This is a genomic window from Actinomadura sp. 7K534, from assembly GCF_004348575.1.
GTDB lineage: Bacteria > Actinomycetota > Actinomycetes > Streptosporangiales > Streptosporangiaceae > Spirillospora > Spirillospora livida.
Window position 1 is genome coordinate 22,180 of sequence record NZ_SMKB01000042.1, and the last position, 19,187, is coordinate 41,366.

The 19,187-nt window shown below is 74.1% G+C and carries 21 protein-coding genes; 14 read left to right on the plus strand and 7 right to left on the minus strand.

The genetic code is table 11. The features are described 5' to 3' along the window. The first annotated feature begins 207 nt into the window (after window positions 1-207). The 4 genes from E1266_RS11725 to E1266_RS11740 all read left to right on the plus strand — a co-directional run bounded on the left by E1266_RS11725 (window position 208) and on the right by E1266_RS11740 (window position 3,448). On the plus strand, window positions 208-1,470 hold the full coding sequence (locus E1266_RS11725; protein WP_132046359.1) for a hypothetical protein: 1,263 nt from the start codon (window positions 208-210) through the stop codon (window positions 1,468-1,470). 204 nt (window positions 1,471-1,674) lie between these two features. After that, entirely contained in the window at window positions 1,675-2,250 is a 576-nt protein-coding gene (locus E1266_RS11730; RefSeq protein ID WP_132046360.1) for a GNAT family N-acetyltransferase, read from the plus strand. A 170-nt stretch (window positions 2,251-2,420) separates the two neighbouring features. Then, window positions 2,421-2,777 (plus strand): metalloregulator ArsR/SmtB family transcription factor, encoded by a 357-nt coding sequence (locus E1266_RS11735; RefSeq protein WP_132046382.1) that lies wholly within the window; start codon window positions 2,421-2,423, stop codon window positions 2,775-2,777. A gap of 56 nt (window positions 2,778-2,833) precedes the next feature. Next, window positions 2,834-3,448 carry an isoprenylcysteine carboxylmethyltransferase family protein gene (locus E1266_RS11740; RefSeq protein ID WP_132046361.1) on the plus strand — a complete coding sequence of 205 codons (615 nt, stop codon included), beginning with the start codon at window positions 2,834-2,836 and terminating at the stop codon, window positions 3,446-3,448. A 379-nt stretch (window positions 3,449-3,827) separates the two neighbouring features. Here E1266_RS11740 and E1266_RS11745 read toward each other — a convergent pair whose 3' ends face one another. Further along, entirely contained in the window at window positions 3,828-4,742 is a 915-nt protein-coding gene (locus E1266_RS11745; protein WP_132046362.1) for a TetR/AcrR family transcriptional regulator, read from the minus strand. Window positions 4,743-4,825: 83 nt separating this feature from the next. On the opposite strand from E1266_RS11745, the gene E1266_RS11750 reads away from it, so the two are divergent. The 3 genes from E1266_RS11750 (at window position 4,826) to E1266_RS11760 (ending at window position 7,408) form a co-directional block, all read left to right on the plus strand. Beyond that, window positions 4,826-5,770 (plus strand): ATP-binding cassette domain-containing protein, encoded by a 945-nt coding sequence (locus E1266_RS11750; RefSeq protein ID WP_207945581.1) that lies wholly within the window; start codon window positions 4,826-4,828, stop codon window positions 5,768-5,770. Continuing rightward, window positions 5,767-6,588 carry an ABC transporter permease gene (locus E1266_RS11755; RefSeq protein WP_132046364.1) on the plus strand — a complete coding sequence of 274 codons (822 nt, stop codon included), beginning with the start codon at window positions 5,767-5,769 and terminating at the stop codon, window positions 6,586-6,588. The genes E1266_RS11750 and E1266_RS11755 overlap by 4 nt, the downstream gene beginning before the upstream one ends. A gap of 280 nt (window positions 6,589-6,868) precedes the next feature. Beyond that, window positions 6,869-7,408 (plus strand): DUF1062 domain-containing protein, encoded by a 540-nt coding sequence (locus E1266_RS11760; protein ID WP_243718375.1) that lies wholly within the window; start codon window positions 6,869-6,871, stop codon window positions 7,406-7,408. A 10-nt stretch (window positions 7,409-7,418) separates the two neighbouring features. Here E1266_RS11760 and E1266_RS11765 read toward each other — a convergent pair whose 3' ends face one another. After that, entirely contained in the window at window positions 7,419-8,273 is an 855-nt protein-coding gene (locus E1266_RS11765; RefSeq protein ID WP_132046366.1) for an EamA family transporter, read from the minus strand. Beyond that, complete coding sequence (locus E1266_RS11770) at window positions 8,270-9,136, minus strand: alpha/beta hydrolase (RefSeq protein WP_132046367.1); 867 nt, start codon at window positions 9,134-9,136, stop codon at window positions 8,270-8,272. The genes E1266_RS11765 and E1266_RS11770 overlap by 4 nt, the downstream gene beginning before the upstream one ends. 87 nt (window positions 9,137-9,223) lie before the next feature. On the opposite strand from E1266_RS11770, the gene E1266_RS11775 reads away from it, so the two are divergent. Further along, window positions 9,224-9,679, plus strand: coding sequence for a MarR family winged helix-turn-helix transcriptional regulator (locus E1266_RS11775; RefSeq protein ID WP_165966037.1), 456 nt, complete (start codon window positions 9,224-9,226; stop codon window positions 9,677-9,679). 175 nt (window positions 9,680-9,854) lie between these two features. Here the strand turns inward: E1266_RS11775 and E1266_RS11780 are convergent, their stop codons facing one another. The 3 genes from E1266_RS11780 to E1266_RS11790 all read right to left on the minus strand — a co-directional run bounded on the left by E1266_RS11780 (window position 9,855) and on the right by E1266_RS11790 (window position 13,568). Then, window positions 9,855-12,254 carry an excinuclease ABC subunit UvrA gene (locus E1266_RS11780; protein WP_132046369.1) on the minus strand — a complete coding sequence of 800 codons (2,400 nt, stop codon included), beginning with the start codon at window positions 12,252-12,254 and terminating at the stop codon, window positions 9,855-9,857. A gap of 113 nt (window positions 12,255-12,367) precedes the next feature. Further along, window positions 12,368-12,820 (minus strand): pyridoxamine 5'-phosphate oxidase family protein, encoded by a 453-nt coding sequence (locus E1266_RS11785; RefSeq protein ID WP_132046370.1) that lies wholly within the window; start codon window positions 12,818-12,820, stop codon window positions 12,368-12,370. Between the two features lie 178 nt (window positions 12,821-12,998). Next, complete coding sequence (locus E1266_RS11790; RefSeq protein WP_132046371.1) at window positions 12,999-13,568, minus strand: TetR/AcrR family transcriptional regulator; 570 nt, start codon at window positions 13,566-13,568, stop codon at window positions 12,999-13,001. 72 nt (window positions 13,569-13,640) lie between these two features. On the opposite strand from E1266_RS11790, the gene E1266_RS11795 reads away from it, so the two are divergent. From E1266_RS11795 to E1266_RS11815, 5 genes are all read left to right on the plus strand, one after another. After that, window positions 13,641-14,138 (plus strand): FBP domain-containing protein, encoded by a 498-nt coding sequence (locus tag E1266_RS11795; protein ID WP_132046372.1) that lies wholly within the window; start codon window positions 13,641-13,643, stop codon window positions 14,136-14,138. Window positions 14,139-14,250: 112 nt separating this feature from the next. Further along, a complete protein-coding gene (locus E1266_RS11800; protein ID WP_132046373.1) occupies window positions 14,251-14,751 on the plus strand; it encodes a MarR family transcriptional regulator in 501 nt (166 codons plus the stop codon). A gap of 113 nt (window positions 14,752-14,864) precedes the next feature. Further along, complete coding sequence (locus E1266_RS11805; protein ID WP_132046374.1) at window positions 14,865-15,797, plus strand: NAD(P)-dependent oxidoreductase; 933 nt, start codon at window positions 14,865-14,867, stop codon at window positions 15,795-15,797. After that, complete coding sequence (locus E1266_RS11810; protein ID WP_132046375.1) at window positions 15,794-16,717, plus strand: RNA polymerase sigma-70 factor; 924 nt, start codon at window positions 15,794-15,796, stop codon at window positions 16,715-16,717. The genes E1266_RS11805 and E1266_RS11810 overlap by 4 nt, the downstream gene beginning before the upstream one ends. Before the next feature lie 94 nt (window positions 16,718-16,811). Further along, window positions 16,812-17,591, plus strand: coding sequence for an SDR family NAD(P)-dependent oxidoreductase (locus E1266_RS11815; RefSeq protein ID WP_132046376.1), 780 nt, complete (start codon window positions 16,812-16,814; stop codon window positions 17,589-17,591). 30 nt (window positions 17,592-17,621) lie between these two features. Here E1266_RS11815 and E1266_RS11820 read toward each other — a convergent pair whose 3' ends face one another. Then, on the minus strand, window positions 17,622-18,626 hold the full coding sequence (locus E1266_RS11820; protein ID WP_132046377.1) for a WYL domain-containing protein: 1,005 nt from the start codon (window positions 18,624-18,626) through the stop codon (window positions 17,622-17,624). 110 nt (window positions 18,627-18,736) lie between these two features. Between E1266_RS11820 and E1266_RS11825 the strand changes: the two genes are divergently transcribed. Then, the gene (locus tag E1266_RS11825; protein WP_132046378.1) at window positions 18,737-19,174 is read left to right on the plus strand and encodes a VOC family protein; all 438 of its coding nucleotides are present in this window, start codon (window positions 18,737-18,739) and stop codon (window positions 19,172-19,174) included. Window positions 19,175-19,187 lie beyond the last annotated feature (13 nt).

Here is a 19,187-nt window from a genome sequence, read left to right on the forward strand (position 1 = left end):
CGCCCGTGGGGAACCGAAGCCGCCGCTGCCCCTCGCGGGCGTCCCCGCCCTCGGCCTTCCCTCCGAGACCGCACCATCCTCGACCGTACGAGCGGCGCCGAGCCAGCTTAGCGCATAACCGCGATTATGCGCTGTCAGCATTCCTTGATCTGAAAATAGAGATCGGGTATTCGTTTTCTCAGCGGAGGAATGTGAGATGGTGTGCGCATGCGTGATCAGAAGGACCGGGCGGCCGGGGCCGCCAGGACGTCGACCGCGGACGCGCTGGACGACGAGGCCGCCGTCCTCTCCGCCGAGGAGGGCCGCGGGGAGGCGGAGGAGTCCGGTGGGCGGCGGCCGCCTGCGGGGGCCGATCCGGCGGCGCCGTGGGGGCGCTGCAAGTACTGCGACACTCCGCTGCCCAGGCCGCCCAAGGCCCGCGGGCGGCGACCCGAGTACTGCCCGCCCGAGCGGGACCCCGGCGGGCACGTCGTCAAGGACTGCCAGGCCGAGGCGCATGCCGCGGGACGCAGCCCGGCCGCCGCAGCGGTCAAGGAACCCCTGGCCGCGCTGCGAACGGTCCTGGCCGGACTGGCCGCCGACGCCCGATCCCGCGCCGCCCGCGAGACCGCCGCCGCCGACCGGCTCGAAGAGATCATCACCACGGTGGTCGACCGCAACACCGCGCTGGAGCAGCAGGCCGCGCAGGCGCACGCCGAAGCCCGCGAGGCCGAGGCGGCCCGCCGCCGCGCCGAACAGGGCCACGACGCTGCCCGGATCGCCGCCGACGCCGCCGCCGACGCGCAGCGCCGGGCCGAGGAACGCGCCCTGGCCGCCGAGGAGATCGCCCGCGCCGCCCGCGACACCGCACAAGTCCAGGCCGAGGCCAGGCAGGCCGCCGAGGCCGCCGCCCAGGCCGAAGCCGAACGCTCCCGGCAGCAACTGGACGCCGTCCAGCAACGCCTCACCGCTGCGGAACAGGCACTGGCCCAGACCCGCGAGGACATGCAACGGGCCCTGGACGAGGCCCGCCACGCCCACGACCGGACCCGCACCGAGCTGGACCAGTGCACCGGCCGGCTCACCGAGACCCGTGCCCGGCTGTCGTCCACCGAGGAGGGACTGACCACGGTCCGGGCGGAACTGGACGACGCGCGCACCGCGCTGACGACGGCCGAGCAGACCGCTCAGGCCGCCACCGCCCGCGCCGAGCACGCCGAGCGACGCGCCGAGCACGAACGCACCGCCGCCACAGAGGCGGTCGCCACCGCGCACCGGGAACGCGACGCCGCCCGAGAGGCCGAGCTCACCCAGACCACCCGCCTGCAGGTCCGACTGGAGACCGCCATCGCCGAACGCGACGCCGCCCGAGCCGAAGCGGACGCGAACCTGGAACGGGCCCTGCGCGCCGAACACACCATCGCGTCCCCCGACCAGACGTCGTCAACGAGCGGGCCACCGGCCCCAAACGAGAGCCAGGTAGACCGCTGAACACATGGACCGGCCCGCGAGGAGGATCGGAACGGCCGGCAGCGACTCGGCCGTGTGACACAGCGCGCCGACCACCGCGCCCGTCCTGTGACACCCGACCAATCCTGCCTCGGGCCAGCTCGAGTTCGACGCGCGTTCCCGGGAGACGTGGCCCGCAGTAGTCCGTTTTGTGTACGACCACAGCCCGCTGGCAGGCTGAGGCCCATGCGTCACCCTCTTGACACGCTGGACTGGCCGATTTCCACTGAGCGGCTGCTGTTGCGTCGGGCTTCCCCCCACGACGTGGACGCGACATGGGCCTACCGGAAGCTGCCGGAGACCCACGAATGGGTAGCGGCCGCCACAGACACCTACGACGACTACCGTGAACGTTTTCTCCACGAGGAGCGGCTCGCAGACCTGCTCATCGTCGAACTGGACGGCCGGGTGATCGGCGACCTGACACTGAGGGTCCAGGACGGCTGGGCCCAGGAAGAGGTCGCTGACCAGGCGGAAGGCGTCCAAGGAGAGCTCGGGTGGACGCTCGATCCCTCCTACGGCGGCAAGGGCTACGCCACCGAAGCGGTACGCGCCCTCATCGCCATCTCCTTCAAGCGACTTGGCCTGCGCCGCCTGCACGCGGACTGCTTCTACGACAACGAATCCTCGTGGCGGCTGATGGAACGGGTCGGGATGCGCCGCGAACAGCACACGGTCAGAGACTCACTCCACCGCACCAGGGGATGGCTGGACGGCCTCTCATACGCGCTCCTGGCCGAGGAATGGCCCGCTCACGAGTGACCACGGCGCAGCCGCTTGAGAGCCCTCGCCAGGACGAAGATCACGCTGTCACTCGTACACGCGGCCGCCTCCTCCCGGCGCTGCAGCTGGACCCAAGGACGCCACCGCACCGTTGACGGATCGCGTGGTGTGCATATCATCGCGATGTGGCGATTGATCGTGGTTGTGGGATTACTTCGTTGGACGGGCTGGCGCCGGCGGCGGCGTTGTTTCATTCGCTGGCCGATCCGGTGCGGTTGTCGATCGTGCAGCGGCTGGCTCGTGAGGAGGCGCGGGTGGTGGACCTGACCCGGGAGCTGGAGCTGGCACAGTCCACGGTGTCCAAGCACCTGGCGTGCCTGCGCGGCTGCAAGCTGGTGGACTACCGCGCCGAGGGCCGCCAGTCGTTCTACTTCATCGCCACGCCCGAGCTGCTGGACCTGCTGCGCTCGGCCGAGCATCTCCTTTCCGCCACCGACCGCGCCGTGGCGCTGTGCCCGACCTACGGCAGTGCCGCCGATCAGGCCGGTGGGCGCCTACGCGCCTGAAGCGCGGGTTCGGACATGAGCGCTGTCTCGTTGAGGCGCCGAACTGGGAGGACATCGTGGCGGTTGCCGCACTGGTCATCTACCTGATCTGGGCCGCGCTGGCGTTCGGGCTGCGCACCTTCGTGCAGTGGCGCCGCACCGGCGACACCGGATTCCGCGGCGGCGGCCTGGCCAAGGGAAGCGCGCAGCGGTGGGTGCGAGCCTTGTTCAGCGCCGCGCTGCTCGTCGGCGCCGCCGGTCCGGTCGCCGCGCTGGCCGGCCTGCCCGCCATCGGCGTGCTCGATCACCTCGCCGTCCACACGACCGGGGTGGTGGTGGCCCTGGCCGGGGTGGCGGCCACGCTGGCCGCGCAGGCCTCGATGGGCGACTCCTGGCGGATCGGCGTGGCCGAGGACGAGCGCACCGACCTGGTCACCGGCGGGCCGTTCGCACTGGCCCGCAACCCGATCTTCACCGCGATGATCGCCACCGCCGCAGGACTGGCCGCCATGGTCCCCAACGTGATCGCGCTGGTGGGCCTGGTGGTGACCGTGGCGGCGATCGAGATGCAGGTCCGAGCCGTCGAGGAGCCCTATCTGCTGCGCACCCACGGCGCGGCCTATGCCGACTATGCCGCCCGGGTCGGCCGGTTCCTGCCCGGCCTCGGCCGCCTCCACCACGCCGGCCGGTGATGCGTACGCGCAGGCTGCCGCGGGTGCTGCCCGGCCCGCCCGGCGAACCGCTCCCGCCGGCCGGGACGACCGCCATGCTGCGCTGCGCGCCTTCGCCCGCGACCGCGCGGCCGGACGGCCGCCGTGGTCGCGGGCGACATGCTGCTGTTCCCCGAGCAGATCGCCCGCGCCCTGGCTCCCGGTGGCGTCCTTCTGTGGATCAACCAGCTCGGCGCCGACGGCCCTCTCTACCTGCCCGCCGATGCCGTCGCGGCCGCCCTGCCCGGACGCTGGGACGCCACCGAGGCCGAGGCCGGATGGGGCACCTGGGCGGTGCTGCGCGCCGGGAGCCGAGCCGGCGCCTCTCGGGCGGCCGGGGCGTCGCCGGCCGGGGGCGGCATTACGGGCCGGGGGTGCGGCGGGTGCGGTAAGCGCGCTGGCGGCATGCCGGGGAGCAGTATCTGCGGGGGCGCCCGGTCGCGGTCTCGGGGATGTCGCCGCCGCACACGGGGCATGCGGTGGCCGGGGCGGCCTCGTTCGTGGTTCCGCTATGGGCGGGCTTTGTGACGAAAGTTTCGTCACGTGGGCGGGGCTCGTGCGGTGACGAAAGGGGGGTGGCCAGGCAGTCGAGGACGCGTTCCAGGCCGTAGCGGAAGCGGTCGCCGGGGTCCAGGTGCGGCTGGCGCGCCTCCAGCACGATCTTGGTGAACATGGGGTACTCCCCGCTGTCCACCAGCCGCCGGACGTAGGGGGAGTTGCGCGTCATCCACTCCGCGGCGGTGAGCCCGCTGCGGCGGGCCTCCTCGATCTGGCCGACCTCCTCGCGCGCGGTGCTCTCGACGTACCCGGTCAGGATGGACATGAGGCTGAGACCCTCGTCGACGGAGACGTACGGGTCCAGGACCGCCGCCACCCGCTCGATCAGGCGCAGCTGGTTGGGGCCCAGGCCGGGCAGCGCCCGGGGCACGGCGGCGATCCACGGGTGTCGCAGCCACATCGCGCGCAGCCCTTCGGCGTAGCGCGTCAGGTCGGCGCGCCAGTCGCCGGACGGCACGCCCTCCAGGTCGATCTCGCCCATCACGCGGTCGGCCATGAGCTCCACGAGGTCGCCGCGCCCGGGGACGTACCGGTAGAGCGACATCGCGCCCGCGCCGATCTCGGCGGCGATCCGCCGCATGGTGGCGGCCTCCAGCCCCTCGGCGTCGGCGACGCGGATCGCGGCCTCGGTGATCTGGGCGCGGCTGTAGGCCGGCCGCGGCCCGCGGGCCGGGCGCTCGGGCCGCATCCAGATGTTCACGTGGTCGGTGCCGGCCATCCCGCCTCCTCGGTTGCGTACATGGTACCCAGTGTTTTACTCTCGGCGCGATGATCGCGTACAAAGTACCCAGTGGAGGGGTCATGGCGGATCCGGTCGTGGTCGCCGAGGGGCTGCACAAGTCCTTCGGCGGCGTCCGCGCGCTGCGCGGTCTGGACCTGAGCGTCCCGAGGGGGACGGTCTGCGGCGTGCTCGGGCCGAACGGCGCGGGCAAGACGACCGCGGTGCGCATCCTGGCGACCCTGGCCGACCCCGATGCCGGGCATGCCCGCGTCGCCGGGTACGACGTCGTCCGCGAGGCCGACGAGGTGCGGGCCAGGATCGGGCTCGCGGGGCAGTACGCCGCCGTCGACGAGAAGCTCACCGGCCGCGGCAACCTGCGGATGTTCGGGCGGCTGTCGCACCTGTCCCGGCGCGCGGCGACCCGGCGGGCGGACGAGCTGCTCGAGCGCTTCGGGCTGCGGGACGCCGCCGACCGCCGGGTCGCCGGGTACTCCGGCGGGATGCGGCGCCGCCTCGACCTGGTCACCAGCCTCATCCTGCGGCCCGAGGTGCTGTTCCTGGACGAGCCGACCACCGGCCTCGATCCGCGCGGGCGCGGCGAGATCTGGGACGCCGTCCGCGAACTGGTGGCGGACGGCACCACGGTGCTGCTGACCACGCAGTACCTGGAGGAGGCCGACCGGCTGGCCGACGACATCGCCGTCGTCGACCAGGGGAGGGTGATCGCCACGGGCACCCCCGACGGGCTGAAGGCCGCGATCGGGGACCGCCTCGACGTCGTCCTCGAAGACCCCGCCGCGCTGCGTCCGGCCGCGGCCGTCCTGCACGCCCTGGCCGGGAGCGCCCCCGCGACGACGGGCGCCGCGCGGCTCAGCGTCGCACTGCCGGCCGGCGGGCCGCGGCTCGCCGGGGTCGTCCGCGAGCTCGACCGCGCCGGGGTCGCCGCCGCCGACGTGAGCCTGCGCCGTCCCACCCTCGACGAGGTGTTCCTGCGCCTCACCGGCCGTGCGGAGCCGGTCCGTTGACCGCCCTCACCGCGCGCCCCGGCCGCCGCCTTCGCTGGACGGTCGCCGACGGGCTGACCCTCGTCGGCCGCGAGCTCGGGCGGGTGCGCCGGGAGCCGGGGGATCTCGTCGCCGCGCTGGTCTTCCCGGCCGTCATGGTGGTGCTGTTCGGGTACGTGTTCGGCAGCGCGATCGGGGTGCCGGGCGGCGGCGACTACCGGGAGTTCCTCATGCCGGGGCTGTTCTCGATGGTGACGTTCGCGGCGGTGACGGGCGTGATGGTGCGGGTGGCGGCCGACGCGTCCCGCGGTGTGATGGACCGGTTCCGCTCCCTGCCGATGTCGCGGGCGGCGGTGCCGTTCGGGCACGCCGGCGCCGACCTGCTGACGGGGCTGCCGGCCCTGGGCATCATGGCGGGGGCGGGCCTGGCGGCGGGCTGGCAGCCGCATCGCGGGGTGCTCCCGGCGGCCGGGGCGTTCCTGCTCATCGTGGTGCTGCGGTACGCGCTGAGCTGGGTGGGCGTCTTCGTGGGCCTGGTGGTGCGGAACGACCGGGCCGCCGACCAGCTGGTGCCGCTGTTCCTGCCGCTCACGATGCTGTCGAACGCGTTCGTCCCGACCGGCGGCATGCCCGCGTGGCTGCGGTTCCTGGCCGACTGGAACCCGGTGAGCGCGCTGACCGCCGCGACCCGCGGGCTGTTCGGCAACCCGGGCGTCCCGTCCGGCGAGGCGGCCTGGCCGCTCGCGCATCCGGTGGCCGCCGTCCTGCTCTGGTCTGCGGCGCTGCTGTCGGTGTTCGTCCCCCTGTCCGTCCGCACCTACAGGCGCAGGGGCCGGTGAGGGCGCCGTCCCGCGCGGAGGCGACCGCGCCGGAAAACCGTTTGAGCCCGGCTTCCGCCTTCCCGTAGGTTGCGCGCGGATCCGCCGTAGTGAGGACAGAGGACAGACCGCGTGACCCCGCCTGCTCGCCAGACCTGACACCTTTCCGCTTCCTGTAAGCCGGCCCCTCCCGGCCGGCTCCGCCGGGCTGCCCGTGCGCGCCCGGCCCCACGGCGTCTGAGGCCGCGCGCAATCGGCCTCGTGTCAGGTCAGAGGGCTCATGTCTTCACAACCTCATATCGTGCTGCCCTGGGTCGTTCACCGGACCCGGCTGCCCCTGCTGTCGCTGCGGTGCGCGGACTGCCCGTCGGAGACGGCCGCCACCGGCGACGGCAGGTTCCGCGTCAACGCCAACCGCCGCCTGCTCGACGTGTGGCTGCTGGTCCGCTGCGCGTACTGCGAGCGGACGAGCAAGCTCACCGTGCACGAGCGGGTCCCGGTCGGCTCCCTCGATCCGGCCGAGCTCGGCGGCTACCACGCCAACGACCCCGAGCTGGTGGCGGCCAGGCTGCTGGATCCGCTGCTCGCCCGCCGCAACCGCTTCACCCTCGACTGGACGGGGGCCTGGCGGCTCGACTCCTCGACCGTGCCGCTCGACGAGCCGTGGCCGGTCACGGCGGAGGTCGTCTTCGAGGATCCGGTGCCGGTGCGCCCGGACCGCCTCATCGCGCGGGGGCTCGGCCTCAGCAGGAAGGAGACGCTGCGCAGGATCAAGTGCGACGTCCCGCTGCGCCGCACGAGGAGCGCCGCGTTCGCCTTCACTGTGCTGCCCTGGGGATGAGCACGAGCGGTCATCCCGCGGAGATGGCCAGGACGCCGAGAAGGGAGGTGGCGATCCCGACGCGCTGCGGACGTGCCAGCCGCTCGCGCAGGAAGACCCTGGCCAGGATCATCGTGACGACGGTGTGCAGGGAGCCGAGGACGGCGGCGATGCTCACCAGGCCCTGGGTCGAGGCGGTCGCGTAGAGGGCGTCGGCGGTGACGATGAGGGCGCCGATCGCCGCGACCGCGGGCAGATCGGTTCGGGAGAGGGCGACGCGGTGGCGCCTGAGCACGACGGCCGCCGCCGCGGTCGCCGCGACGGCCGCGCACGCGGTGAGGCGGGCGGTCAGCAGGGCCCAGCCGACGTCGCCCTCGCTCGCGCCGCCCATGGCGATGAAGAACGCGCCGAAGCCGAGGGCCGCCAGCAGCCCGTACAGGACGCTCGGCAGGACGCCCGAGGCCGCGCCGTCGTCGGCTCGGGACCGCCACGAGGTGACGACGAGGCCGAGCAGCGCCAGGCCCAGGCCGCCGCACTGGAGCGTGCCGGGGACCTCGCCGGCCGCCAGCCCGGCCAGGAGCGGGACGGCCGCCGCGGTCGCGGCGACGGGGGCGACGATGCTCATCCGGCCGGCCGCGAGGCCGCGGTAGAGCGCGGCGACGGCCACCGCCTCGAAGGCGCCCGCGGCGGCGGCCTGGCCGAGCGACCCGGCGTCCGGCGGGCCCGCGCCGCGGACGGCCACCAGGGCCGTGACCAGGAGCAGGGCGGCCGACTGCGAGACCAGCAGGACGGTGAGCAGCGGCGCGGTGCGGCTCTTCAGCCCGCCCAGGAAGTCGGAGGCCCCCCAGCCGAGGCCCGCGCCCAGCGCCAGCGCGATGGCGATCACGGCCGGGTGTGCCGGAGGAGCGCCGGGACGACGGCGTCCCAGCAGTGCCGGGGGAAGACCTCGTGGCCGGTCCCGTCCAGGAGGACGAAGCGGGCGCCGGGGATCTCCGCGGCGAGGGCGCGGCCGTGGCCGGGCGGGAACAGCGGGTCCTCGGTGCCGTGGAAGACCAGCGTCGGGGCGGTGATCCGGCCGAGCCGCCCGCGCCAGGGCCCGCCCGCGTCGATCATGAAGGGGTTGGTCAGCTGCGCGGCGATGTCGGCGGCCCGGTCGGCGACGCGCCGGGCGGCGGCGCGCATCCCGGCCCGGTCGAACGGGCGGGAGCGGGCGGCGAAGGGCCGCTCGGCCTCGACCAGGTAGTCGACGACCGCGTCCCGGTCGGACCAGTCGGGCTCGGCGGGCCCGCCGGCGAGGAGGTCGGCGAGCTCCGGGGCCGGCTCCGGCAGGTCGGGCTGGTGGTGGCCGGGGCCGCCGGGCGTGGCGGAGGCGAGCGTGAGCGAGGTCACCCGGCCGGGGTGGTCCAGGGCGAGGAGCTGGGCGACCGCCGCGCCCTGCGACATGCCGAGCACGTGGGCGGCGGGGATGCCGAGCGCGTCGAGCAGTGCGGCGGCGTCCGCGACCAGGTCGGCGAGCCCGTGGGCGGGTGCGCCCGGCGGGGAGGTGGTCGAGCGGCCCGCGTCCCTGCCGTCGTACCGGATCACCCGCAGGCCGCCCGCCGCGAGCCGGCCCGCGAACTCCTCGTCCCAGGCCAGCATCGAATGGCCCGCGCCGTGAATCAGGAGCAGGGCCGGATCGGCGGGGTCGCCGAACGACTCCGCGCACAGTTCCACGCCGTTGGCCTTGATGATCCGCTCACCGGTCGGCATCGCGCCCCCTCCAGTTCGTTACATGTAACGAAGAACCTAGACCGACGACTCGTTACATGTAAAGAGAATCCCGGTACACTTCTGCGCATGTCGCCGACGCGCCGCCCGGAGACCGCCGCGCGGGATGCCTGGCGGGCCTACCGCCGGCTCCAGCTGCTCGTGGACGCCGAGGTCGCGCGCGACCTGGAGCGCGCGTCCGGCCTGTCGCTGCCCGACCACGAGGTGCTGTCCGCGGTGGTGGAGATGGCCGGCGGGGAGCACTGCATCCGCGTCGGCCGGCTGACCGCCCGGATGGGCTGGGCCCATGCCCGCCTGTCCCGCCAGCTCGGGCGGATGGAGCGCCGCGGCCTCATCGCCCGCGAACCCTGCGAGCTCGACGGCCGCGGCGACGACGTGCTCCTCACCGATGCGGGCCGCGATGCCTACGAGAGGGCCGCTCCGGCGCACGCGGCGTCCGTGGAGCGGCACCTCACCGGCCTGCTGACCCCGGAGCAGCTCGACGTCCTCATCGGCATCGAGCGGACGATCGCCGACCGGCGCTAGCCGCCCGGCCTCGTCCCACCGGGACCCGGGGCGCCGTCACGCCCGGAGCCGGGGACGCCGGCGGCCCCGCGGGCGGTGGGGGAGACCCGCGGAGCTTGAGCGGGCCGGTGCCGCGACCCCCTTCGGCGGGGGCGCGGCACCGGCGCCGCATCGGGTCCGCGTCGGCAGGGTGGGGTCAGGCGCCGGTGTAGGACGCGAGGTGCTCGCCGGTGAGGGTGGAGCGGGCGGCGATGAGCTCGGCCGGCGTGCCCTCGAAGACGATCTTGCCGCCGTCGTGGCCGGCGCCGGGGCCGAGGTCGATGATCCAGTCGGCGTGGGCCATGACGGCCTGGTGGTGCTCGATGACGATGACCGACTTGCCGGAGTCGACGAGGCGGTCCAGCAGCGCGAGCAGCTGCTCGACGTCGGCGAGGTGCAGGCCGGTGGTCGGCTCGTCCAGGATGTAGACGCCGCCCTTGTCGCCCATGTGGGTGGCCAGCTTGAGGCGCTGGCGCTCGCCGCCGGACAGGGTGGTGAGCGGCTGGCCGAGAGTGAGGTAGCCGAGGCCGACGTCGGAGAGCCGCGCGAGGATCTTGTGCGCGGCGGGCGTGCGGGCGTCGCCGGCGCCGAAGAACTCCTCGGCCTCGGCGACCGGCATCGCGAGGACCTGGGCGATGTCGCGTCCGCCGAAGGTGTACTCCAGCACCGAGGACTGGAACCGCTTGCCCTCGCACTCCTCGCAGGTGGTGGCGACGCCGGCCATCATGGCCAGGTCGGTGTAGATGACGCCGGCGCCGTTGCAGTTGGGGCAGGCGCCCTCGGAGTTGGCGCTGAACAGGCCGGGCTTGACGCCGTTGGCCTTGGCGAACGCCTTGCGGATGGGGTCCAGCAGGCCGGTGTAGGTGGCGGGGTTGCTGCGCCGCGAGCCGCGGATGGCGCCCTGGTCGACCGACACGACGCCGGCGCCGGCGCCGGCGGGGATCGAGCCGTGGATGAGGGAGCTCTTGCCGGAGCCGGCGACGCCGGTGACGACGGTGAGGACGCCGAGGGGGATGTCGACGTCGACGTCGCGCAGGTTGTGCTTGTCCGCGCCGCGGATCTCCAGGGCGCCGGTGGGTTCGCGGACCGTCTTCTTGACGGCGGCGCGGTCGTCGAGGTGGCGGCCGGTGACGGTGCCGCTGGTCCGCAGGCCCTCGACGGTGCCCTCGAAGCAGACGGTGCCGCCCGCGGTGCCGGCGCCGGGGCCGAGGTCCACGACGTGGTCGGCGACGGCGATGGCCTCGGGCTTGTGCTCCACGACCAGGACGGTGTTGCCCTTGTCGCGCAGCCGCAGCAGCAGGTTGTTCATCCGCTGGATGTCGTGGGGGTGCAGCCCGATGGTGGGTTCGTCGAAGACGTAGGTGACGTCGGTGAGGGAGGACCCCAGGTGGCGGATCATCTTGGTCCGCTGGGCCTCGCCGCCCGACAGGGAGCCGGACGAGCGGTCCAGGGACAGGTAGCCCAGGCCGATCTCCACGAAGGAGTCCAGGGTCTGCCGCAGGGACTCCAGCAGCGGCGCGACCGACGGCTCGTCGAGGCCGCGGACCCATTCGGCGAGGTCGTTGATCTGCATCGCGCAGGCGTCGGCGATGCTGATGCCCTTGATCTTGGAGGAGCGGGCGGCCTCGTTGAGGCGGGTGCCGTCGCATTCGGGGCAGGCGGTGAAGGTGATCGCCCGGTCCACGAACGCGCGGATGTGCGGCTGCATCGCCTCGCGGTCCTTGGACAGGAACGACTTCTGGATCCGGGGGATCAGGCCCTCGTAGGTGACGTTGATGCCGTCGACCTTGATCTTGGTGACCTCCTTGTGGAGGAGGTCGTGCAGCTCGGTGCCGGTGTAGTCGCGGATCGGCTTGTCGGGGTCGAAGAAGCCCGAGCCCATGAAGATGCGGCCGTACCAGCCGTCCATGGTGTAGCCGGGGATGGTGAGGGCGCCCTCGCGCAGCGACTTGGAGTCGTCGTACAGGGCGGTCAGGTCGAAGTCGGTGACCGAGCCGCGGCCCTCGCAGCGGGGGCACATGCCGCCGGTGACGTTGAAGTCGCGCCGCTCCTTGACGGTCTTGCCGCCGCGCTCGTAGGTGACGGCGCCGGCGCCGCTGATCGAGGCGACGTTGAAGGAGAACGCCTTGGCGGTGCCGATGTGCGGCCGCCCGAGCCGGCTGAACAGGATGCGCAGCATGGCGTTGGCGTCGGTGGCGGTGCCGACCGTGGAGCGGGGGTCGCTGCCCATCCGCTGCTGGTCGACGATGATCGCGGTGGTGAGGCCGTCGAGGACGTCGACGTCGGGCCGCGCCAGCGTCGGCATGAACCCCTGGACGAAGGTGCTGTAGGTCTCGTTGATCAGCCGCTGCGACTCGGCGGCGATCGTGTTGAACACCAGTGAGCTCTTGCCCGAGCCGGACACGCCGGTGAACACCGTCAGCCGCCGCTTGGGGATCGCGATGCTGACGTCCTTGAGGTTGTTCTCCCGTGCCCCGTGGACGCGGATCAGGTCATGGCTGTCGGCGGCGTGCGCCGCGGCCGGGGGTGTGTCGTCGGTCGTAAGGGCCATGCTCATTCGTCTCCATCTGTCGCGGCGCCGCCTCCCCGTCTCGTCGGCGTCGCCGGGTTCGATTCAACCAGTTCCGGCGGGTGCGTCCGCCGCGCTCGCCGCGGCCCGCGGGCCGGGTGTCAGGGCAGCCAGCGGCCGTCGCGCATGAGGTCGCGGCCGGGCAGTTCGTCGGCCTCGCGCCAGGCCTGGACGCGGCGCGGGCGGACGCGGAACCACAGGTACGGGGCGTCCTCGGCGCGGGGGTCGAAGCCGGTGCGGGCGGCGAACCGGTCGGCGGCGGGCCGCGGCAGGTCGCCGATCTCCAGGACCTCGACCGCGCCGTCGATGATGGTGACGTCGCGGGTGGGGCCCAGGCCGAGGCGGGCGGTGCGGGCGGCGGCCAGGTTCCGGCCGGTGGGGCTCGCCGCGAGGGTGGCCAGCAGCAGCGCCTCGCCGTCCCAGTCGAACGACAGCGGCACCAGGTGCGGCGTCCCGTCCGGCGAGGCGGTGGCCGCCCAGAGGTCGACGTCGTGGGCGAGGCGGTGCTCGGTGTCGCGGCGGCGCCGGGCGCGGGAGCGCGGTCCGGCGCTCACCGGGCCCGGACCGGCGCGCCGCGGCGGGGCGCGGGGACGGGACCGGGACGGCGGCCCGGCGGGAAGGTGCGGTACATGATGATCACGTTATCGGCGCCGCCCGGGCCGCCGCTTCTCGGATTCTGATCGGTCCGTAAGGGCGCCGGGCCCGGGGGCCGGGGGAGCGGGCGTCCGGGCGTCAGGGCGCCGGCCAGTTCCGCAGGGCGCTGTCGAGGGCGTCCAGGGTCCTTGACCAGGAGGCGTCGGCCTCTCTGGGGTGGTGGGCGAACGCCCCGGAGGTCTCCAGGCTCACGAAGCCGTGGAACACGCTGCCGAGCATCCGCACCGCGTCGGTCTGGTCGGGCTCCTCCAGCGCGTAGCCGCGCAGGATCGCCCGGGTCATGTCGGAGTGCCGCCTGCCCGCGCTTCGGGCGGCGGTCTCGGGGTCGAGTTCCAGCCGCGCGGCGGTGTACCGGCCGGGGTGGTGCTTGGCGTAGTCGCGGTAGGCGCCGGCGAAGGCGACCAGCGCGTCCTTGCCGGCGCGGCCGGCGATCGCGTCGGCGACGGTGTCGGCGAGTTCGGCCAGGGCCAGCAGCGCGACCCGCGTCCGCAGGTCGCGGGCGCTCCTGATGTGGGAGTACAGGCTGGCCTCCCGGACGCCGAAGCGCCGCGCCAGCGCCGCGACGGTCACCTCGCCGAAGCCGACCTCGTCGGCCAGTTCCGCCGCCGCCAGGGTGAGGCGTTCGGCGGTCACGCCCGCACGTGCCATGGGTCTCTCCGGATCCACCTAGAAAGATTATGTATTTGCCTAATCATATTAGGAAAGCTAGCCTCGCCGCACATGGAACCCGTCACCGAACGTGACCTGCGCGCGTCCTTCGTCAACTGCTCCCGGGGTGAGGCGCGGCGGCTCGCCCTGCCCAGGGACTTCGCCGACCTGCCCTGGGACGACCTGGACTTCCTGGGCTGGCGGGACCCCCGCGCGCCCGAACGCGCCTACCTGGTCGCCGACCGCGGCGGGCATCCCACCGGGATCGCGCTGCGGGCGGCCTCGGGCGCGTCCCGCGGCTTCACCGCGCGCAGCATGTGCTCGCTGTGCCTGACCACCCGCACCGGCGGCGCGGTGTCGCTGATGACGGCCCGCCGGACGGGTGGGGCCGGCCGCCAGGGCGACTCGGTCGGCCGGTACCTCTGCGGCGACCTGGACTGCTCGCTGTACGTGCGGGGAAGGAAGCAGTCGGTCGCGAGCGGGGAACTGGAGGAGACCCTCTCGGTGGAGGACAAGGTCGCCCGCATCCGGGTCAACCTGGACGCGTTCCTGGACACCGTGACGCGCTGACCGCTGTCCGGTGCGCCCTCGGCTCGTCGCGCCGCCCGTTGGGAGCGTTTCGCGCCGCGACCGTTCGCCGATTGATAATCTCAACGTTGAGATTATCCGGGAGGGGCGGGCGATGGCCGACGCGGTGGACGCGATCCTGGCGCAGTGGGCGCGCGAGCGTCCCGACATGGACGCCTCCCCGATGGGCGTCGTCGGGCGGATCTCCCGGGCGCAGCAGCTCCTGGGCCGGGAACTGAAGTCGTTCTTCGCCGAGCGGGGCCTGGAGACGTGGGAGTTCGACGTCCTGGCGACGCTGCGGCGGCACGGCGCCCCCTACGAGCTGACGGCGGGGGCGCTGCTGAAGGCGTCGATGGTCACCTCGGGGGCGATCACCAACCGGATCGACCGGCTGGAGGCCAAGGGGCTGGTGGAGCGGGTCCGCGACACCGGGGACCGGCGGTCGGTCCGGATCCGGCTGACCGGCCGGGGGCTCGCCCTGGTGGACGAGCTGGTCGGCGAGCACTCCGCCAACGAGGACCGGCTGCTGGCCGCGCTGGACCCGGCCGCCCGCGAGCGCCTCGCCGGCGCCCTGCGCACCCTGCTGGAGTCCCTGGGCGACACGTCCCTGGAGTGACCGCCCCCCTGCGGGCCCGTCGTTCTCCCGATCTTTGCGCGCTCATGTCACAGGCGGGTCCGCCGTCTCGTCTCGGGTGGTGAAGGGAAGGTTTCCGGACGGGAGGTGACGTCATGCGGGTGTTCGTTGCGGGCGGCAGCGGCGTCCTCGGGCGGCGGCTGGTGCCGCAGCTGGTGGCGCGGGGGCACGAGGTGACGGCGACGACGACGAGCGCGGCGAAGCTGGAGGCGCTGGGCCGGCTGGGCGCCGAGGGCGTCGTGATGGACGGGCTGGACGCGCAGTCGGTCGGCGAGGCGGTGGCCATGGCGCGGCCGGACGTGATCGTGCACCAGATGACCGCGATCTCGGTCGGGCACGCCGGCAAGCCCGACATGAAGCACATGGACCGGTGGTTCGCCGGGACCAACCGGCTGCGCACCGAGGGCACCGACCACCTGCTGGCCGCGGCAGAGGCGACCGGTGTGGACGGCTTCGTCGCGCAGAGCTACGGCGCCTGGAACGGGATCCGCTCGGGCGGCTGGGTGAAGACCGAGCAGGACGGGGTGGACCCCATGACGGGGACCCCGGCCGAGCCGGGGATGGCGGCGCTCGCCCACGTGGAGGACGCGGTCGGCAGGGCCGGCGGCGCGGTCCTGCGCTACGGCTGGTTCTACGGGCCCGGCGCCACCGACGACCTGGCCGAGCCGGTGCGCAAGCGGCAGTTCCCGGTCGTGGGCGGCGGCGCGGGTCACTGCTCGTGGGTGCACCTGGACGACGCGGCGAGCGCGACCGTGCTGGCGGTGGAGCAGCGGGCCTCCGGGGTGTTCAACATCGTCGACGACGAGCCGGCCCCGGCCGCGCAGTGGCTGCCCTACCTGGCGGAGTGCGCGGGCGCCAGGCGGCCGATGCGGGTTCCGGCGTGGCTGGCGCGGCCGCTGGCGGGGGAGGTCGCGGTGGCGATGATGACGCAGGGCCGCGGGTTCTCCAACGCCAAGGCCAAGCGGGAGCTCGGCTGGCTGCCGCGGTACCCGTCGTGGCGAGAGGGGTTCAAGGAGGAGCTGGCGTGACCCGCGCCGAGAAGTTCCAGGAGCTGCGGCCGCTGCTGTTCTCCATCGCCTACCGCATCCTCGGCAGCGTGGGGGAGGCCGAGGACGCGGTCCAGGAGAGCTGGCTGCGGTACGCGGCGTCCCCCACGGCTCCGGTATCGGCCAAGTCGTACCTGTCGGCGGTGGTGACCCGGATCTCCATCGACGTGCTGCGCTCGGCCCGGGTCCGGCGGGAGGAGTACGCCGGGCCGTGGTTCCCCGAGCCGCTGCTGGCCGACCCCTACCAGGACCCCGAGCGCTCGGCGGAGCTGGCCGACTCGGTAACGATGGCGGCGCTGCTGCTGCTGGAGCGGCTCAGCCCGCTGGAGCGGGCGGTGTTCGTGCTGCGGGAGGTGTTCGGGTTCGGGTTCGCCGAGATCGCCCCCGCCGTGGGGCGGTCGCAGGCGGCGTGCCGGCAGCTGGCGGTGCGGGCGCGCCGCCACATGGACGCGGGCCGGCCGCGGTTCGACGCCGACCGCCGCGACGGCGAGCGGCTCGCCGGGCGGTTCCTGGACGCCTTCCGCAACGGGAACCTGGACGGGCTGCGGGAGCTGCTGGCCGCGGACGTGCGGCTGGTCGCCGACAGCGGCGGCAAGGCCCCGCGCTGGGGCGAGGGCGTCTTCGGCGCCGGGAACGTGGCGCGGACCCTGGCGGCGCTGGTGGGGCCGTTCACGCGGATCGGCGGCACCGTGCAGGCGCACCGGGTGAACGGCCAGCCCGGCGCGATCTTCCGCGACCGCGACGGCAGGGTCGTCAACACCTGGACCCTCGACGTCGCCGACGGGCGGATCCAGACGATCCGCACCGTCCTCAACCCCGACAAGCTCGGGCACGTGGGCCCGGTCGCCGACGCCCGCGCGGTGCTGCGCGAGGCGGCCCTGGCCCGCCGCGCCACCGGCTGAACACCCGGCCCGGGCCGCCCCCGAACACACCTCGGGTCCTGCGGGCGCCGCGGCCCGAACACGTCTCACCTTCTTCTCTCCAAGGAGTCCTGTCATGAGCATGCACACCACCGGCCGGGTGGCGCTGGTCACCGGCGCCAACAAGGGGATCGGCCGCGCGGCCGCCGAGCGGCTCGCCGAGCTGGGCATGACGGTGCTGGTCGGCGCCAGGGACGCGCGCCGCGGCCGGGAGGCGGCCGCGGCGGTGCGCGCTTCGGCGGCGCGGGCGTCGGGCGGCGACGCGCACGCGGTCGCGCTGGACGTGACCGATCCGGCGGTCGTGCGGAAGGCGGCCGCGTGGATCGGGGAGCGGTTCGGCCGCCTCGACGTGCTGGTCAACAACGCCGGCATCACCGGATCCGGACGGGTCCGGCCCCAGGACGCCCTCGACCAGATCCCGAGCACCGTGGACGTGGACATGGTCCGGGCGGTGTTCGAGACCAACGTGTTCGGGGTGATCACGGTGACGAACGCGGTACTGCCGCTGCTGCGGCGCTCCCCGGTGCCGCGGATCGTCAACCTCAGCAGCGGCGCGGCGTCGCTGGCGATCACCGCCGCGCCCGGCGGGCCGCTGGCGGAGCTGCCGGCGTCGGCGGCGTACTCGCCGTCCAAGACGGCGGTGAACGCGCTGACCGTCCAGTACGCCAACGAGCTGCGCAAGGAGGGCGTGCTGGTCAACGCCGCCGATCCCGGCTACGTCGACACCGAGATCAACGACCACGGCGGGTTCCTCACCCCGGCGCAGGGCGCGGAGGTGGTGGTGCGGCTGGCGACGCTGGACGCGGACGGGCCGACCGGCGGGTTCTTCAACGCCGACGGCCCGCTGCCCTGGTAGCGGCGGTCCCCGGCCCGAAGTGACCGGGCTTCAAGACGCCGGAGCTTCGGGGGCCGGGGGTTCAGGGGGGAAGTCGCGGACGGCGCCGGCGGCGCGGCGGGCGATGGCGGCCAGGTGCCCGGCCAGTTCGGGCGGGTCGAGCAGGGTGTAGCCGAAGGGCAGCAGGGTGATCCGGTGGGCCAGGAACCGCAGGGAGTCCGAGGCGGTGTGCAGGCGGCAGGTGCGCCGGTCGACCGGTTCCAGGACGCCCTGCCAGGCGGTGACGTGCTCGGCGGCCTCCTCGGCGGGGACGTGCAGCAGCAGCCGCGCCCGGATCGTCCCGGATCCGCCGGCGAGGGCGTCCATGGCCCAGGCCGCGGCGTCGGCGCCGCCGGGCAGCCGGCGTTCCGGGCCGCGCACGCCGGTGGCGTGCGGCTCGGTGATCCGGTCGGCGCGGAAAGTGCGCCAGTCCGCGCGGTCCTCGTCGTAGGCGACCAGGTACCAGCGGCGCGCGGCGGTGACCAGCCGGTGCGGCTGCGCCAGCCGCCGCGTCCGGTGCCCGCCGGCGGCGGTGTAGGCGAAGCGGACCTTCTCGCGGGTGACGCACGCGGCGGCGAGCAGGGCCAGCACGGCGGGGTCGGCGGCGGGCGGGCCGTCCTGGGGCGGCAGCGGCACCGCCGCCTCGCTCAGCGCGGCCACGCGGTGCCGCAGCCGGTGCGGCAGGACCTGCTCCAGCTTGGCCAGGGCGCGCAGGGAGGCGTCCTCGATGCCGGTGACGGCCCCGGCGGCGGCGGTGCGCAGCCCGATCGCGATGGCGGTGGCCTCGTCGTCGTCGAGCAGCAGCGGCGGCATCGCGGTGCCGGCGGTGAGCCGGTAGCCGCCGGTGCTGCCGCGGGTGGCGCGGACGGGGTAGCCGAGGTCGCGCAGCCGGTCGATGTCGCGGCGGACGGTGCGGGCGGTGACGCCGAGGCGGCCGGCGAGTTCGGCGCCGGGCCATTCGCGGGGCGTCTGGAGCAGGGACAGCAGCCGCAGCAGCCGGGCGGACGGATCGCGCATGGGTTCCATCCTGCCGCCCCATTAGGACTTTGGCCGTCCTATAGGGGTCCTAGCGTCGTGAGGGACGGGCCGGGCACCGGTTCCCGGCCCCGCGTGAACGGAGGAACGCCATGCTGCGGGGATTCGCCACGATCAGCTTCTGGGCCGACGACCTGGAGGCCGCCAAGGACTGGTACGCCGAGCTGCTGGGCGTCCAGCCGTACTTCAGCGTGCCCGGGCCCGACGGCCGCGCCGGGTACTACGAGTTCCGGGTCGGGGACTACCGGCACGAGCTGGGCCTGATCGACAACCGGTTCCGTCCCGGCGGCGCGGACCCCCGGCCGGGCGGCGCGGTGATGTTCTGGCACGTCGACGACCTGGAGGCGGCGGTGGAGCGGCTGCTGTCGATGGGCGCCGCCCTGCACGAGAAGATCACCGAGCGGGGGGAGGGGACGGGGTTCGCCACCGCGTCGGTCGTCGACCCGTTCGGCAACATCCTGGGCGTGATGACCAACCCGCACTACCTGGAGGTCCGTCTCTTATACAGATCTGACGCTGCCGACGAATAGCCTTGTGTAGATC